The following is a 13,132-nucleotide window of genomic DNA, read 5'->3' as shown; positions in this document are numbered from 1 at the left end:
GGGCGCGTAGGCTGATCCCATGGGCCACACGAACGATCCTGCAGTCATCGAACGCCTCATGCGCACCAAGGGACGCTGGGCCATCGTCGGCCTGACCACCAATGAGTGGCGCGCAGCCTACGACGTGTCACTCTTCATCCGTGACAGGCTCGGCATGGACATCATCCCCATCAACCTTCCCGGCGACCCCGTCCACGGCGAAACCGGCTACCGCACCCTGGACGACATCCCGGCAGAAAAGCGGCCCATCGACGTCGTGGATTGCTTCGTCAATTCCCACCTGGTGGGCAGCGTGGTTGACCAGGCCATTGCCGTGGGCGCCAAAGCAGTGTGGCTCCAGCTGGGTGTGATCGACGAAGAGGCGGCGGAGCGCGCCAAGGCGGCCGGCCTCGATGTGGTGATGAACGCCTGTCCCGCCCAGCTCGCATGGAAGTTCGGCCTTTAGGGCTTTACTGACCCCGGCGCTTCAGCAAGTCCGGATAATGCCGTTCACTCACGTCCGGGTGCGCGCGCATGCGTCCCTTGAGCATGTTCAGACCGAAGGATGCCAGCAGCGGGTTGGCGGGATCGTCCGTGATGCCCCGGGCCGCGGCCTTGAGCTCAGGGGCCAGGGGGACCGGATCGATCACGGCGTCCAGCCGTGGCGACCAAAAGAACGGGACCGAGTAGCGGTCCACGCCGGGCGGCGGGGCCTGCACGCGGTGGATGGTGGCCGCAAGGTATCCCTCGGTGGCCACCTCCAGCATCTCGCCGAGGTTCACCACCAGCGCTCCCGGAAGGGGCTCCACCGGCAGCCACTGGCTGGTGCCCGGCGGCAGCACTTCGAGGCCGCCCACGCTGTCCTGGAGCAGGAGGGTCACGAACCCGTAGTCGGCATGGGAACCGACGCCTTGGTCGCCGGCGGCTTCCACCACACCGCCCACGTAGTGCACCAGCTTGCCCATCCAGGCAGGAGTGTCGCCGAAGGGTTCGTCAAAGTACTCCTCCGGTAACTGGAGGGAGACCGCGATGGCCCGCAGCAGCTCCATTCCTACCTCGGACATGAGCACCGCCCATTCCATGGCGGCGGGCTTGAGTTCGGGGAGCGCTTCGCCGGGCCAAAGGTTCGGACCCTGCAGCAGCCAGTAGGGCTGGTCCGCCGGGTAGTTGGCCACCGGCCCGCGCTCAGGGGAGTAGTCGATCTGCTCCCGGGCGTCAGCCCGGCCCTGGGTCACTTCGGTGCCCATACGGGTGTAGCCGCGGAAATGCGGCGACAGCCGGTTGTCCAGCTTCATCCGCTCGGCCAGGGGAAGGTTGAAGAACTGCCGGACAAGGTCCAGCAACTCCTCTGCCTGGCCGGGACGTCCACCGTAGCCAGTAATTTGGAAGAAGCCCACGTCATGGGTGGCATGCCGCAGCTGCTCGATGAATTCCGGGCCGAAGGATCCGTAGGGCTGCCGTGCGGAACCCAGATCCAGAACAGGAATGGCCGCCTGGTCGCGTGACATGCTGGCAGACTAGCACCGTCCACGCGTGCTTTATAGGCTTCATTCATGGACCCCAACGCGCTGCGGACAATCTGCCTGTCGTTCCCCGGTGCCTACGAGGATTTTCCGTTCGGACCGGAAACGTCGGTCTTCAAGGTGCGGTCCCACATTGCCGGCGGCGCCCGGCACGAGGCGAAGCTGTTTGCGTTGTCATCCATGGACGAGGCCGACTTCTACGTGAACCTGAAGTGCGAACCGGCCCTTGCCGTGCAGCTGCGGGCGGTACATCCGGCGATTACCGGTGCGTGGCATATGAACAAGACCCACTGGAACGGTGTCCGCCTTGATGGTTCGCTGCCGGACGGGATGGTCCGGGACATGGTGGAGGACTCGTACGACCTCGTGGTGGCAGGCTTGAGCCGGAAGCAGCAGGAACAGCTGGGGTGGGCACGCCTCGGGAAGGCAGGCAGCAATGACTGACAAGGCAATTGCCCGGCTCGGATACCCGGGAGTGGGAAGCACCGAACAGGGGAGCGCCCCCGGGGGATACGCCCGGGTCCTCAAAGAGGTCCGCCTGGGCGCTGGACTGGATACCTACCGGCGCGTGGCGGACGGCATTCTCGCCTGGGAACTGCAGCGGCGGGCAGGGCTTCGGGTCCGGGCCGGGTCACCGCGTGCTGTGCCGGGGGCCCGCGTGGTGAGCGGATTCGGCGTCGGGCCCTTCCGCCTGCCCGCGCCCTGCCAGGTGGTGTGGGTCCATGAGCCGGTACCGGGCAGCATTCCGCAGTCCGCCGGTTTCGGCTACGGTACGTTGCCCGGCCATCCCGCCCGCGGGGAGGAATCCTTCGAAGTGGAGATCACCAGCCAGGGCGAGGTATGGCTTCGGATCCGGGCGTTCAGCAGGCCCGCCAACTGGTTCTACGCTGCCGGCGGACTGGTGACCCGCGCGGCGCAGCGCTACGTTACTTCCCGGTACATTGAAGGGGCACGCAGTCTCGCCGCGGAAGGAAAATCCCTGTGATCTTTATCGTCGTCAAGTTCAAGGTCAAGCCCGAATGGTCCGAACGCTGGCCGGAACTCGTGGCAGATTTCACCGAATCCACCCGGAAGGAACCGGGCAACCTCTGGTTCGACTGGTCCCGCAGCCTGGATGACCCCAACGAATACGTCCTGGTGGAAGCCTTCAAGGATGACGCCGCCGGCGACCACGTCAACAGCGCCCACTTCCAGAAGGCGATGGCGGACATGCCGCAGGCCCTCGTAGAGACGCCGAAGATCATCAGCCGCCAGCTCGACGGCGACGGCTGGGACCTGATGGGCGAGCTCACCATCAGCTAGGAGCTTCCATGTGGATCGGCTGGACCGAGTTCGATGTCCTCCTTGGCGATGTACACAGCCTCAAGGAGAAACGTTCCGTGGTCCGGCCGCTCCTGGCTGAACTCAAACGCCGCTTCGAGGTGTCCGTGGCGGAAGTAGGGGACCACGGCCAGTACCGGCGCACGCAGCTCGGCGTCGGGTTGGTGGCAGCGGACCGGGCTCACCTCGTGGAGGTGCTCGCCGCCGTCGAACGCTTCGTGGCCGGCCGGCCGGAGATCGAGCTGCTCAGCGCCCGCCAGCGCGAGCTCCACAGCGAGGACTAACCCATCGATTGCTGAGTACTTGTCGTTCTCACGCTCCAAAACGACAAGTACGCAGCATTCGATGGGGGGTGTGGATAACTTCTGCGGGTGTTGCCGGGATTCTGCTGTCATGGATCGATGAAGACCCCACAGCCGCTGCCGGAGGAACTCCGGGGACGCCCCTTCACTCTCGTTGACGCTTCGGTTGCCGGAATCTCTCCACGCCGCTGGCGGCACGGATCGTTGACCTACCGCGGCAGGGGCATCAGGGCAGACGGCCCGACGGCGGCGCTTCCCCTGGGCGCGCGGGTCCGGCCTTTCATTGAGGTCAATGAGCTTTGTGCTGCCTCGCACGTGACGGCGGCGGAGCTCCATTCACTGCCGCAGCGGCGCCAGGACGGCGGCTCCGAGGTGTACCACCTCATCCGCCCCGAAGGTGCAGCCCACCTGGACAGGCCCCACGTCATTGTGCACCGCATGAAGCTGTACCAGGACGAAGTCACGGCAATTGACGGGGTTCCGGTGACAACGCCGGAGCGGACGTGGCTCGACATGGCCGAAGTGCTGTCCGTCGACGAGCTCGTGGCCATGGGGGACGCCTGCGTCCGCGTGCCGCGCCTCGACTTCGAGGGCCGAAGCATGCCGCTGTGCAGCAGGTGGGACCTGCAGCGGATCATCGACAGGCACCGGGGAAAGCGGGGCCTCCGGACGGCCAAGGAGGCCCTGGAACTCATCCGGGTCGGGGCGGATTCGGCGCAGGAAACCATGCTCCGGCTCGCCATCGTCCGCGCGGGCCTGCCCGAACCCGAGCTGAACGTCCCGATCATCACCGGGGACGGCGTCAGGCACCATGAACCGGACCTGTCTTACCGCAAATACCGGATCGGCATCGAGTACGAAGGCGAGCACCACGGCGGGGAAAGCCAGCTCACCAGGGACATAGCGCGCTCTGAACGGTACGCCGCCCTGGGGTGGACGGAGGTTAGGATCTCCAAACGCCACATGGTCAACGACGCGAAACCGGCCGCGGCCAAAGTTCTTGTTGCCCTGGCACAGGCCGGCTGGCGGAGGGGCATTTAAGAACGATTGCTGCGTACTTGTCGTTCTGAAGGGTCAAAACGACGAGTACGCAGCAATCGATGGGTGGAAGCGCCGGTGGACTAGCCGAAGTACTTCGGCAGGGTCCCCTCGTGGGCTTCGCGGAGTGCGTCCAGGGACAGGCCCTCCACGCCGTTGATCTCCAGCTTGCCGCTGTCCGCGTCCACTACGCCAATGCGGGTGTGCGCGAAGCCGCGGGCGGTGCACATGTCGGTGAAGCGGACTTCCTCGGAGCGCGGGACGCCCACAATGGCACGGCCCTGGGACTCGGAGAAGAGCGCCGTGAACAGGTCCACGCCGTCCCGGTCCATGACGTCCTGCAGCGCAATCCGCGCACCCACACCGTAGCGCAGCGAGGACTCCACCAGGGCCGCCGCGAGGCCGCCCTCGGAGAGGTCGTGCGCGGCGTCGATCATGCCGTCGCGGGAGGCGTTGATCAGGATTTCACCCAGGGCGCGTTCGGCCTCAAGGTCAACCTTCGGCGGCTGCCCGCCCAGGTGGCCGCGCATGTTGGCCCACTCGGACCCGTCCAGCTCGGCACCCGTAGTGCCCAGCAGGTAGATGGCCTGGCCGTCCTCGCGCCAGCCCGACGGCGTGCGGCGGGCAACGTCGTCGAGCTTGCCCAGCACCGCCACCACGGGGGAGGGGTGGATGGGTGTGGTGCCCGTCTGGTTGTACAGCGAGACGTTGCCGCCGGTGACCGGAATGCCCAGCACCATGCAGGCGTCGGACAAGCCACGGATTGCCTCGGCCAGCTGCCACATGACGTCCGGATCCTCGGGGGAACCGAAGTTCAGGCAGTCGCTGACGGCCATGGGGACGGCGCCCGCGGTGGCAACGTTGCGGTAAGCCTCGGCCAGCGCCAGCTGGGCGCCGTGGTACGGGTCCAGGTAGGTGTAGCGGCCGTTGGCATCGGTGGCCAGGGCGACGCCCAGGCCTGACTCCTCGTCAACGCGGACCACTCCGGCGTCGTCGGGGAACGCCATGGAGGTGTTGCCGCCGACGTACCGGTCGTACTGGTTGGTGATCCAGGCCTTGGAGCACATGTTCGGCGAGGCCACCAGTTCGGTCACAGCGGCTGCAAGCTCGGCCGGAGCCGACGGGCGGCCGGCGTCCTGCACCGAGCCGGTGAACGTGTCGGCCTGCACGGAATCCTGCCACTCGGGACGGGCGAACGGGCGGTCGTAGACCGGGCCGTCGTGCGCCACGGTGCGGGGGTCGACGTCGACAATCACGTCGCCTTCCCAGGTGATGATCAGGCGGCCGGTATCGGTCACCTCACCCAGCCAGGAGTACTCCACGGCCCACTTGTCCATGACGGCCTCGAACGCCTTGACGTTCTCCGGCGTGACCACGGCCATCATGCGTTCCTGCGACTCGGACATCAGGATCTCGCCCGGGGTCAGCGTGGGGTCGCGCAGCAGGACAGAGGTCAGTTCAACCTGCATGCCGCCGTCGCCGTTGGAGGCAAGCTCGGACGTGGCGCAGGAGATGCCTGCGGCGCCGAGGTCCTGGATGCCTTCCACCAGGGAGCCCTTGAAGAGCTCCAGGCAGCACTCGATGAGGACCTTCTCGGCGAAGGGGTCGCCCACCTGGACCGCGGGGCGCTTGGAGGGCTTGGTGTCGTCGAAGGACTCGGATGCCAGCACGGAGGCGCCGCCGATCCCGTCGCCGCCGGTACGTGCACCGAACAGGACCACCTTGTTGCCCTTGCCGGAGGCGTTGGCCAGACGGATGTCCTCGTGGCGCATGACGCCCACGGCCAGGGCGTTGACCAGCGGGTTGCCCTGGTAGACGGAGTCGAACACCATCTCGCCGCCGATGTTCGGCAGGCCCAGGGAGTTGCCGTAGCCGCCGATGCCGGCCACGGCGCCGTGCATGACGCGGGCGGTGTCCGGGTGGTCGATGGCGCCGAACCGCAGCGGATCCATGACGGCAACCGGGCGGGCGCCCATGGAGATGATGTCGCGGACAATGCCGCCGATGCCGGTCGCGGCACCCTGGTAAGGCTCAACGAACGACGGCGAGTTGTGCGATTCGATCTTGAAGGTCACGGCCCAGCCGTCCCCCAGGTTGGTCACGCCGGCGTTTTCGCCGATGCCCACCAGCATGTCCTTCTTCATTTCCTCGGTGACCTTCTGGCCAAACTGGCGCAGGTGGTTCTTGGAGGACTTGTAGGAGCAGTGCTCGCTCCACATCACGGAGTACATGGCCAGCTCGGCGCCGGTGGGGCGGCGGCCCAGGACCTTGACGATCTCGTCGAACTCGTTCTGCTTCAGGCCCAGTTCGGCCCAGGGCAGCTCGGTGTCCGGAGTCTTGGCAGCGTTCTCGACGGCGTCGATGTTGAACTTCTTGGTGGTTTCGGTGGTCACTTGTCGCCTCCCACAATCTTGTTCAGTACGGAGGTGAAGAAGCCGAGGCCGTCGGTATCGGAGCCGCCGATGCCGTCCAGCGATTCGGGGCCGAAGCCCGGTTCCACGGCGTGCTCGGGGTGCGGCATGAGGCCCACCACGTTGCCTGCGGCGTTGGAGATGCCGGCGATGTCGCGACGGGAGCCGTTCGGGTTGAAGCCCACGTAGCGGAAGACGACGCGGCCCTCGGCCTCAAGGGCGTCCAGGGTTTTCTCGTCGGCGATGTACTGGCCGTCCTGGTTCTTCAGCGGAATGGTGATTTCCTGGCCGGCCTGGTAGTCCAGCGTCCACGCGGTGTTGGTGTTCTCCACGCGCAGCACCTGGTCGCGGCAGAGGAACTTCAGGTGGTCGTTCTTGATCATCGAGCCGGGCAGCAGGTGCGATTCGGTGAGGATCTGGAAGCCGTTGCAGATGCCCAGGACGGGCAGCTTTGCGTCGGAGTTGGCGGCGTCGATGATCTTGGACATCAGCGGCGCGAAGCGGGCAATGGCTCCGGCGCGGAGGTAGTCGCCGTAGGAGAAACCGCCGGGAATCACCACGGCGTCCACGTCACCGAGTTCGGTGTCGCCGTGCCAGAGCTCGACGGCGGTGGCACCGGCCAGGCGCACGGCGCGGGCAGCGTCCCGGTCATCAAGGGTGCCGGGGAAGGTCACGACGCCGATGCGGGCGCCGGCGAGGCGCGGCTCCGCGGCGACGGCGACAGCCTCGCCAATCAGGGGAAGTTCAGTCATGTCAGGCCTCGACGACCTCGACGTTGACGACGTCCTCGATCACGGGGTTGGACAGGAGGGTTTCGGCGGCGTCGCGGGCCTGGGCCAGGATTTCCTCCGTCACCTCGCCGTCGACCGTCAGTTCGAAACGCTTGCCCTGGCGGACAGAGCTGAAGCTGGTGAAGCCCAGCCGGGGGAGAGCGCCAACGATTGCCTTCCCCTGCGGGTCCAGAATCTCGGGCTTGGGCATGACGTCAACAACGATCCGGGGCATCCGGTAACTCCTGTGCGTGAGCTTGGGTAAGGGCGCAGCGGAGTGGTGCCGTCTCACGCCGTACCGGGGTGTCGGGGGACATGGTGGACGGGCGCTCCGCGAGCTTGCCCTATCATTCTACCGGCCCGAGCGCATCCCTTTGCATCCAGGGGTTCCGTGCAGCAGGGCCCCGGAAATCCGCGGGTTCCCGCAAAGGGTTCTTCGGCGGGTTCTGGAGTTGCCGGGAGGCCTTTACTAGGATTGCTGGATGGCTGAGAATTCGAAGTCCGTGCTGTTGCCGGTGGTTGCCGCTGCCGTGTTCGCCGGCCTGGGACGGATGGTGTTCCAGAAGGTGAAAGCGGACCGGTTGGCCCGCGAGACCCGCATTGCCGGGCCTGTGGATGAAAAGACCAGGCAGTGGATCAGTGATGTGGTGCGCACTCCCCGGCAGTAGCGCGGCCAACAAAAACTCCGCATATCGCAGGGCGTCCTTCGGGGCGCCCTTTTTGTTGTCCGATCTTCTGTCCATCCCCGTATGACAAGCGAAAATTTCCAGAATGTGCCCTATGTCATATCGCGCTATCAGTCTGTACTCTGTGAACATTCTGGTCTCAGGCAATTACAAAATCTGTAACTTCCTCTGCGGGGCCAGTCATTCGGGGCGCCCACCAAGTATGGGCTGCACATCGTGAAAGGGTTGCACGTGAAATCAACTGGAATGAGCCCGTCGCGGGCCGGGGGACTCCGGAAAGCGGCCGCGTTGGCCGTCGGGTTGCCCCTGATCCTGAGCTCGCTGGCAGTGGCTCCCGCTTCGGCGGCTCCTGGCGCACCGGGCACGGGAAGTGTCTCGTCCGGCGCAAAGGATGGTCAGTTCAGGGACGGCCGGTACATCGTGGTACTCGCCGGCCCGGCTGCCGCGGCATATGAAGGGGGAGCTCCGGGGCTGGGAGCAACCAAACCCCAGCAGGGCAGGAAGCTCGACGCCGGCAGTCCCAACTTCAAGGCGTACGACGCCCACCTCCGAAACCAGCAACGGGATGTTGCAGCGGCGCAGGGAGTCACCCCCGCGAAGCAGTACACAGCCGCCCTGAACGGGTTCACGGCGGAACTGACCGCGGTCCAGGCCTCCGCCCTGTCCAAGGACAGCCGGGTCCTGGTGGTGGCGCCCGACGTCGAAAACAAGCCCGATTACACCACCACCGACTTCCTCAAGCTCACCGGCCCCCAGGGGTCCTGGGCCAAGCAGTTCGGCGGAGAAGCCAACGCCGGCAAGGGTGTGGTGGTGGGCGTGATCGACTCCGGTTACGCGCCGGACAACCCCTTCCTGCAGGGCGAACCGCTGAAACCGCTGCAGGGTGAAGCCCAGGTTGGCGTCCCCTACCGGACCGCCAACGGCAAGATCGCCATGCTCAAGGCGGACGGCACCACCTTTGAGGGCGAATGCCAGAAGGGCCGGGACACCGGGGCGTCCTTCGACGGCTCGCTGTGCAATTCCAAGGTCATTGGCGCCCGCTATTTCGCCGATTCCTTCCTCCAGTACGTGGCACCGGCAGACCGTGCTCCGGAAGAGCAGATCTCCCCGGTGGACGTGGGCAGCCATGGCACGCACACCGCCACCACGGCCGCCGGCAACGCCAACATCGAACAGGTGATCGACGGCGCCAGCTTCGGAAAGAGCTCCGGCGTGGCACCCGCGGCCAAGGTTTCGGTCTACAAGGTCTGCTGGGAGGACACCAATCCGGACACGGGCGGCTGCTATTCCTCGGCGTCCGTTGAAGCTGTTGACGCGGCCATCAAGGATGGCGTGGACGTCCTGAACTACTCCATTTCGGGGAACACCGACAGCACCACAGATCCCGTGGCGCTGGCGTTCCTCAATGCTGCAGCAGCGGGCATCTTCGTGTCGGCCTCCGCCGGCAACTCGGGTCCCACGGCCTCCACGGTGAACCACGCCTCGCCATGGCTGACCACGGTGGCCGCGTCCACCTTCCCCAGCGACCTGCTGGGAACGGTCAAAGTCTCGGACGGGTCGCTTTACCGCGGCGCGTCCATCATGAAGTCGGAGGTGGCGGACAAGCCTGTTGTTGTGGCGGCCGCTGCTGCTGCCCCCGGCGCAGCCAACCCCAACCTTTGCGGCCCGGGAACCCTCGACGCCGCCAAAGTGGCCGGCAAGGTGGTCCTCTGCGACCGCGGCGTTGTGGACCGGACCGCCAAGAGCCAGGAAGTCCTGGACAAGGGCGGCGTGGGCATGATCCTGGTGAACCTCACCAGCAGTTCCGAGGACGCCGACAACCATGTGGTCCCCACGGTCCACGTCAACGCTCCGAAGAGCCTGGAATTGAAGTCCAAGCTTGAAGCCAACCCGGCGCTGACGGTTAGCCTGGTCAAGGGCGACCTGACCGGGCTCCCTCCGGCGGCCGCGCCCCAGATCGCCGGCTTCTCATCCCGCGGGCCCACCCTTGCCTCCGGCGGTGACCTGTTGAAGCCGGACATCTCCGCCCCGGGCGTGAATGTCCTGGCTGGCGTCTCCACCATCGGCAACCACGGCGACCAGTTCGGATTCATGTCCGGTACATCCATGGCCGCCCCGCACATCGCCGGGGTTGGCGCGCTGGTCCTCGGCAAGCAGCCCACCTGGACACCGGCCAGGGTGAAATCGGCAATGATGACCACTGCCTACCCGCTGGTGAACGCTGACGGCACCCCCAACACCGATCCCTTCCAGGGCGGAGCCGGCCATATCGATTCCACCCGCGTCCTTGATCCCGGCCTGGTCTACGACTCCGGCATCCAGGACTGGCTTGGCTTCCTGAACGGCCAGAGAGTCCAGACCGGCGCACCACAGGCAGGCAGCATTGCAGCCCGCGACCTCAACCTGCCCTCCATCGCACTGGGCAGCCTGGTGGGCGAGGTCCAGGTGAAGCGCAAGCTGACCGCCCTGGTGCCGGGCATGTACCGCCCCCAGGTCAACATGCCGGGATTCAACGTCAACGTGGAGCCCAAGGCGCTGAACTTCGCCAAGGCCGGCCAGACCCGCGAGGTGACCGTGACCATCCGGAACGTCAGCGCACCGATGGGCAAATTCAGCACCGGAAGCCTTTCCTGGAAGGGCCCCCGGACAGTGACGTCACCAATCGCCATCCGGCCCGTTGACGCCCAGATCGCCCCGTCGTTCTCGTTCAGCTCGGCCACGGGCAACGGCAGCGGCACCATGGAACTCGTGTCCGGTTCGGACAGCCCCATCGCCGTCGGCGTGGAGGGTTTGGCACCGCTGAGCCAGACCGCCGTCACCAAGACCCCGGGCGGCTACGCGCCCACCAATGACGCCCACAACGCCCTGCTCAAGGTGACCGTGCCGGAAGGTGCCTCGTTTGCCCGCATGGGCATCCAGGCACAGTCGAACGACGTCGACTGGGACATGGTGGTTTACGCGCCGAACGGGACGGGCGGCCTGACGCCCACCCAGGTGGCAACGGCATCCGCCAGCGAGTTCCTGGACCTTGAATCACCCCGTCCCGGGACCTACTTCGTGGTGGCAAACCTGTACGCAACGCCGGACAACGGGCCGGCCACGGCTTCTGTGCAGGCAGTGACATTCGCCGGGGATGCAGGCAACCTCACGGTGAACCCGAACCCGATCGTGGCTCCGAACGGAACCGCCACCTCGGCGACGCTCGATTGGACCGGCCTTTCGGAAGGTTCCTACCTCTCCCGGCTAAGCCTTGGCAGCAACGGCATCAAAACCTGGGTGAACGTGCAGGTGGGGCCGGGAGCTGTTCCCGCCCCGGCCGGCGCTCCCCAGCTCGGCCTGGCACAGGCGGTCCCCGCCGGCTGACCGGGAAGACATGGGGGGAGGTCCCGGATGGTCGTCAGGCCATCCGGGACCTTTTTCTTGCCTGACGGTCTTCGCCCCTGCTCAAGGCAGCTACGTGGCGGTCCCGCCGAGCAAAGGACCCATCGCGTTCCAGCGTGCGATTTCACAGCCATCGGTGCGGCTAAAGACCGAGTGGACCTCGCGTCCATGGAATGTTCCGGTGACCACGGCAACCTGGGGGCCGCCGTACTGCTGCGTGCACAGCTTCGGCGGGCCGGGCTTGGGGAAAAAGACGTCTTCGCCGAACCGCTCCACGACAGCCAGCGCAGCCGCAGGCTGGGGGAGGGTGGTGCCAGCATCCGGTTGCCCGGCCCCGGACACCAGCCGGAAGACGTGTTCGGGAGCATCGGGGTGGTCGCGGATGCTGATGGCCAGGTCTATCACTGCCTGGCTGCCTCGGCGATGCCCTCAAGTTCCGCTGCCAGCTTTTCGCGCAGGACCCCCGCCTCCGCGGCGAACGACCGCTGGTGTTCAACATAGGCGGCCTTGCCGTGGGGTGTCTCGATGGGAATGGCGGGATACCCCCATTCCGCCAGATCGTACGGGGATGCCTGCATATCCATGGCCCTGATCCGCCATGACAGCTCGAAGCAGTCCATGACCAGTTCGCTGGGGAGTGCCGGCAGCAGTTTGTAGGCCCATTTGTAGAGGTCCATGTTGGCGTGCAGGCAGCCGGGCTGCTCCATGTGCCGCTGCGACTCCCGGCTGGGGACGTGCTCGTTGAGCGGTATGGCGTCCGGGGTATAGAACCTGAAGGCATCGAAGTGCGTGCAGCGGATCCGGTTGTCCTCCACCACCTTGTCCGTGCCGGCCGCCCCCAAGCGCAACTGCAGGTACTCGTGGCGAAGGTCGAACTTGTCCTGCCGGTACACCATGGCCCACTCGTGAAGGCCGAAGCAGCCAAACTGGGCCGGGCGGGCCGCTGTGCCGCGAAGGATGATGCCGGCGAAAGCCACTGCTTCCCGGCGGTCGGCCAGGAAAGCCGTCCGGTCGAAGGTGGCCGCGGTACTTCCCGGCGCCAGCCCCAGGGAGGCCAGCTCGCCGTCGTCGAGCGCCCGGTAGTGCTTCCAGCCAAGCCGCGCGGCCGCCTGGGCGCCGGTGAGGACCGCACCGGCGCCCGGGTGCCAGCGCTTCAGCTGGCCGGGCTTTTGGGTGTAATAGGTGAAGAGGAAGTCCTCCACCGGGTGTTTGTGTCCCGCGGAACGCCGGGCCAGGTAGGGATCGGCATAGCGGTTGACGCGTTGCAGGTGGGCGTCTTCCCTTGCCTGCGCACTGTCAGCCGCCAGGAGCCTAAGAGGCTCCACCGGAGGCGCCCAATACATCCTTGGCTGCGTTCCACGCACTGATCTCGCACCCGTTGGTCCGCGCGAACTTGGACTCGACGGCGACGCCGTCCACCATGCCCGTGACGGTGGCCGTCTGCGGGCCGCCATATTGCTGTGTGCAGGGCTGTGAGGGTCCCGGTTCGGCCGGGGCCGCAATGGCCGGGTTGGCTTTTAGCGCCGCACAGGCGGCGGCGGCGCCGGGATGGCTGCTTTCCGGCGAAGGCTGGCCTGAGGAGCACACCAGGGTGTAGCTGACGCCGGGCGCGCCCGGGGAGGGCACCACGGTGATGGCGAGCTCGGCGTTTCCTTGTCCCGGGCCACTGCCGGGCCGGGAGGTGGCGGGGGCCGGCGCCGGCACCGTGGTTTCGGTATCGGG

The 13,132-nt window shown here is 66.4% G+C and carries 15 protein-coding genes; 8 read left to right on the top strand and 7 right to left on the bottom strand.

Annotated features, from left to right (window positions below):
- Positions 1-19 precede the first annotated feature (19 nt).
- Complete coding sequence (locus tag HNO81_RS15890) at positions 20-445, top strand: CoA-binding protein (RefSeq protein ID WP_175319079.1); 426 nt, start codon at positions 20-22, stop codon at positions 443-445.
- A gap of 4 nt (positions 446-449) precedes the next feature.
- On the opposite strand, the gene HNO81_RS15885 is transcribed toward HNO81_RS15890, so the two are convergent.
- Positions 450-1,487 carry an isopenicillin N synthase family oxygenase gene (locus HNO81_RS15885; protein ID WP_175319078.1) on the bottom strand — a complete coding sequence of 346 codons (1,038 nt, stop codon included), beginning with the start codon at positions 1,485-1,487 and terminating at the stop codon, positions 450-452.
- Between the two features lie 45 nt (positions 1,488-1,532).
- Here HNO81_RS15885 and HNO81_RS15880 point away from each other — a divergent pair, with 45 nt between their 5' ends.
- The 5 genes from HNO81_RS15880 (at position 1,533) to HNO81_RS15860 (ending at position 4,165) form a co-directional block, all read left to right on the top strand.
- On the top strand, positions 1,533-1,946 hold the full coding sequence (locus HNO81_RS15880) for an MmcQ/YjbR family DNA-binding protein (RefSeq protein WP_175319077.1): 414 nt from the start codon (positions 1,533-1,535) through the stop codon (positions 1,944-1,946).
- Entirely contained in the window at positions 1,939-2,487 is a 549-nt protein-coding gene (locus tag HNO81_RS15875; RefSeq protein ID WP_175319076.1) for a DUF1990 family protein, read from the top strand. Before HNO81_RS15880 ends, HNO81_RS15875 begins: the two co-directional genes overlap by 8 nt.
- Positions 2,484-2,804 carry a putative quinol monooxygenase gene (locus HNO81_RS15870; RefSeq protein WP_175319075.1) on the top strand — a complete coding sequence of 107 codons (321 nt, stop codon included), beginning with the start codon at positions 2,484-2,486 and terminating at the stop codon, positions 2,802-2,804. The genes HNO81_RS15875 and HNO81_RS15870 overlap by 4 nt, the downstream gene beginning before the upstream one ends.
- 8 nt (positions 2,805-2,812) lie before the next feature.
- Positions 2,813-3,106, top strand: coding sequence for a DUF503 domain-containing protein (locus HNO81_RS15865; protein WP_175319074.1), 294 nt, complete (start codon positions 2,813-2,815; stop codon positions 3,104-3,106).
- A gap of 117 nt (positions 3,107-3,223) precedes the next feature.
- Entirely contained in the window at positions 3,224-4,165 is a 942-nt protein-coding gene (locus tag HNO81_RS15860) for a hypothetical protein (RefSeq protein ID WP_254703518.1), read from the top strand.
- A gap of 80 nt (positions 4,166-4,245) precedes the next feature.
- Here HNO81_RS15860 and purL read toward each other — a convergent pair whose 3' ends face one another.
- Genes purL through purS form a run of 3 tightly spaced genes read right to left on the bottom strand, consistent with a single transcriptional unit; the run spans position 4,246 to position 7,578 of the window.
- The gene (gene purL / locus HNO81_RS15855; protein ID WP_175319073.1) at positions 4,246-6,555 is read right to left on the bottom strand and encodes a phosphoribosylformylglycinamidine synthase subunit PurL; all 2,310 of its coding nucleotides are present in this window, start codon (positions 6,553-6,555) and stop codon (positions 4,246-4,248) included.
- On the bottom strand, positions 6,552-7,325 hold the full coding sequence (gene purQ / locus HNO81_RS15850) for a phosphoribosylformylglycinamidine synthase subunit PurQ (protein ID WP_175319072.1): 774 nt from the start codon (positions 7,323-7,325) through the stop codon (positions 6,552-6,554). The genes purL and purQ overlap by 4 nt, the downstream gene beginning before the upstream one ends.
- A gap of 1 nt (position 7,326) precedes the next feature.
- Complete coding sequence (gene purS / locus HNO81_RS15845) at positions 7,327-7,578, bottom strand: phosphoribosylformylglycinamidine synthase subunit PurS (RefSeq protein WP_015935902.1); 252 nt, start codon at positions 7,576-7,578, stop codon at positions 7,327-7,329.
- 247 nt (positions 7,579-7,825) lie between these two features.
- On the opposite strand from purS, the gene HNO81_RS15840 reads away from it, so the two are divergent.
- Together HNO81_RS15840 and HNO81_RS15835 are read left to right on the top strand one after the other, a co-directional pair.
- The gene (locus tag HNO81_RS15840) at positions 7,826-8,011 is read left to right on the top strand and encodes a hypothetical protein (protein WP_175319071.1); all 186 of its coding nucleotides are present in this window, start codon (positions 7,826-7,828) and stop codon (positions 8,009-8,011) included.
- Between the two features lie 264 nt (positions 8,012-8,275).
- On the top strand, positions 8,276-11,392 hold the full coding sequence (locus HNO81_RS15835) for a S8 family serine peptidase (RefSeq protein WP_175319121.1): 3,117 nt from the start codon (positions 8,276-8,278) through the stop codon (positions 11,390-11,392).
- A gap of 90 nt (positions 11,393-11,482) precedes the next feature.
- On the opposite strand, the gene HNO81_RS15830 is transcribed toward HNO81_RS15835, so the two are convergent.
- The 3 genes from HNO81_RS15830 to HNO81_RS15820 all read right to left on the bottom strand — a co-directional run.
- Positions 11,483-11,815: a serine protease inhibitor gene (locus tag HNO81_RS15830; protein WP_175319070.1), complete on the bottom strand. Its 333-nt coding sequence runs from the start codon at positions 11,813-11,815 to the stop codon at positions 11,483-11,485.
- A complete protein-coding gene (locus tag HNO81_RS15825) occupies positions 11,812-12,753 on the bottom strand; it encodes a 3-methyladenine DNA glycosylase (protein WP_175319069.1) in 942 nt (313 codons plus the stop codon). The genes HNO81_RS15830 and HNO81_RS15825 overlap by 4 nt, the downstream gene beginning before the upstream one ends.
- Positions 12,722-13,132 (bottom strand): SSI family serine proteinase inhibitor (locus HNO81_RS15820; RefSeq protein WP_175319068.1); only part of this gene is annotated, 411 nt, incomplete at its 5' end. The genes HNO81_RS15825 and HNO81_RS15820, both read right to left, overlap by 32 nt.

The sequence above is a fragment of the Pseudarthrobacter sp. C4D7 genome (assembly GCF_013359725.1).
In the GTDB taxonomy this organism is placed as follows: Bacteria; Actinomycetota; Actinomycetes; order Actinomycetales; family Micrococcaceae; genus Arthrobacter.
This window is presented reverse-complemented; position numbering and strand designations above follow the sequence as displayed.

Bases quoted from the DNA above. Each gene is read 5' to 3' on its own strand.
- HNO81_RS15890 (WP_175319079.1), top strand. From the start codon at position 20: ATGGGCCACACGAACGATCCTGCAGTCATCGAACGCCTCATGCGCACC.
- HNO81_RS15835 (WP_175319121.1), top strand. From the start codon at position 8,276: ATGAGCCCGTCGCGGGCCGGGGGACTCCGGAAAGCGGCCGCGTTGGCC.
- HNO81_RS15825 (WP_175319069.1), bottom strand. From the start codon at position 12,753: ATGTATTGGGCGCCTCCGGTGGAGCCTCTTAGGCTCCTGGCGGCTGAC.
- HNO81_RS15840 (WP_175319071.1), top strand. From the start codon at position 7,826: ATGGCTGAGAATTCGAAGTCCGTGCTGTTGCCGGTGGTTGCCGCTGCC.
- HNO81_RS15875 (WP_175319076.1), top strand. From the start codon at position 1,939: ATGACTGACAAGGCAATTGCCCGGCTCGGATACCCGGGAGTGGGAAGC.
- HNO81_RS15860 (WP_254703518.1), top strand. From the start codon at position 3,224: ATGAAGACCCCACAGCCGCTGCCGGAGGAACTCCGGGGACGCCCCTTC.
- purQ (WP_175319072.1), bottom strand. From the start codon at position 7,325: ATGACTGAACTTCCCCTGATTGGCGAGGCTGTCGCCGTCGCCGCGGAG.
- HNO81_RS15885 (WP_175319078.1), bottom strand. From the start codon at position 1,487: ATGTCACGCGACCAGGCGGCCATTCCTGTTCTGGATCTGGGTTCCGCA.
- purS (WP_015935902.1), bottom strand. From the start codon at position 7,578: ATGCCCCGGATCGTTGTTGACGTCATGCCCAAGCCCGAGATTCTGGAC.
- HNO81_RS15865 (WP_175319074.1), top strand. From the start codon at position 2,813: ATGTGGATCGGCTGGACCGAGTTCGATGTCCTCCTTGGCGATGTACAC.
- HNO81_RS15880 (WP_175319077.1), top strand. From the start codon at position 1,533: ATGGACCCCAACGCGCTGCGGACAATCTGCCTGTCGTTCCCCGGTGCC.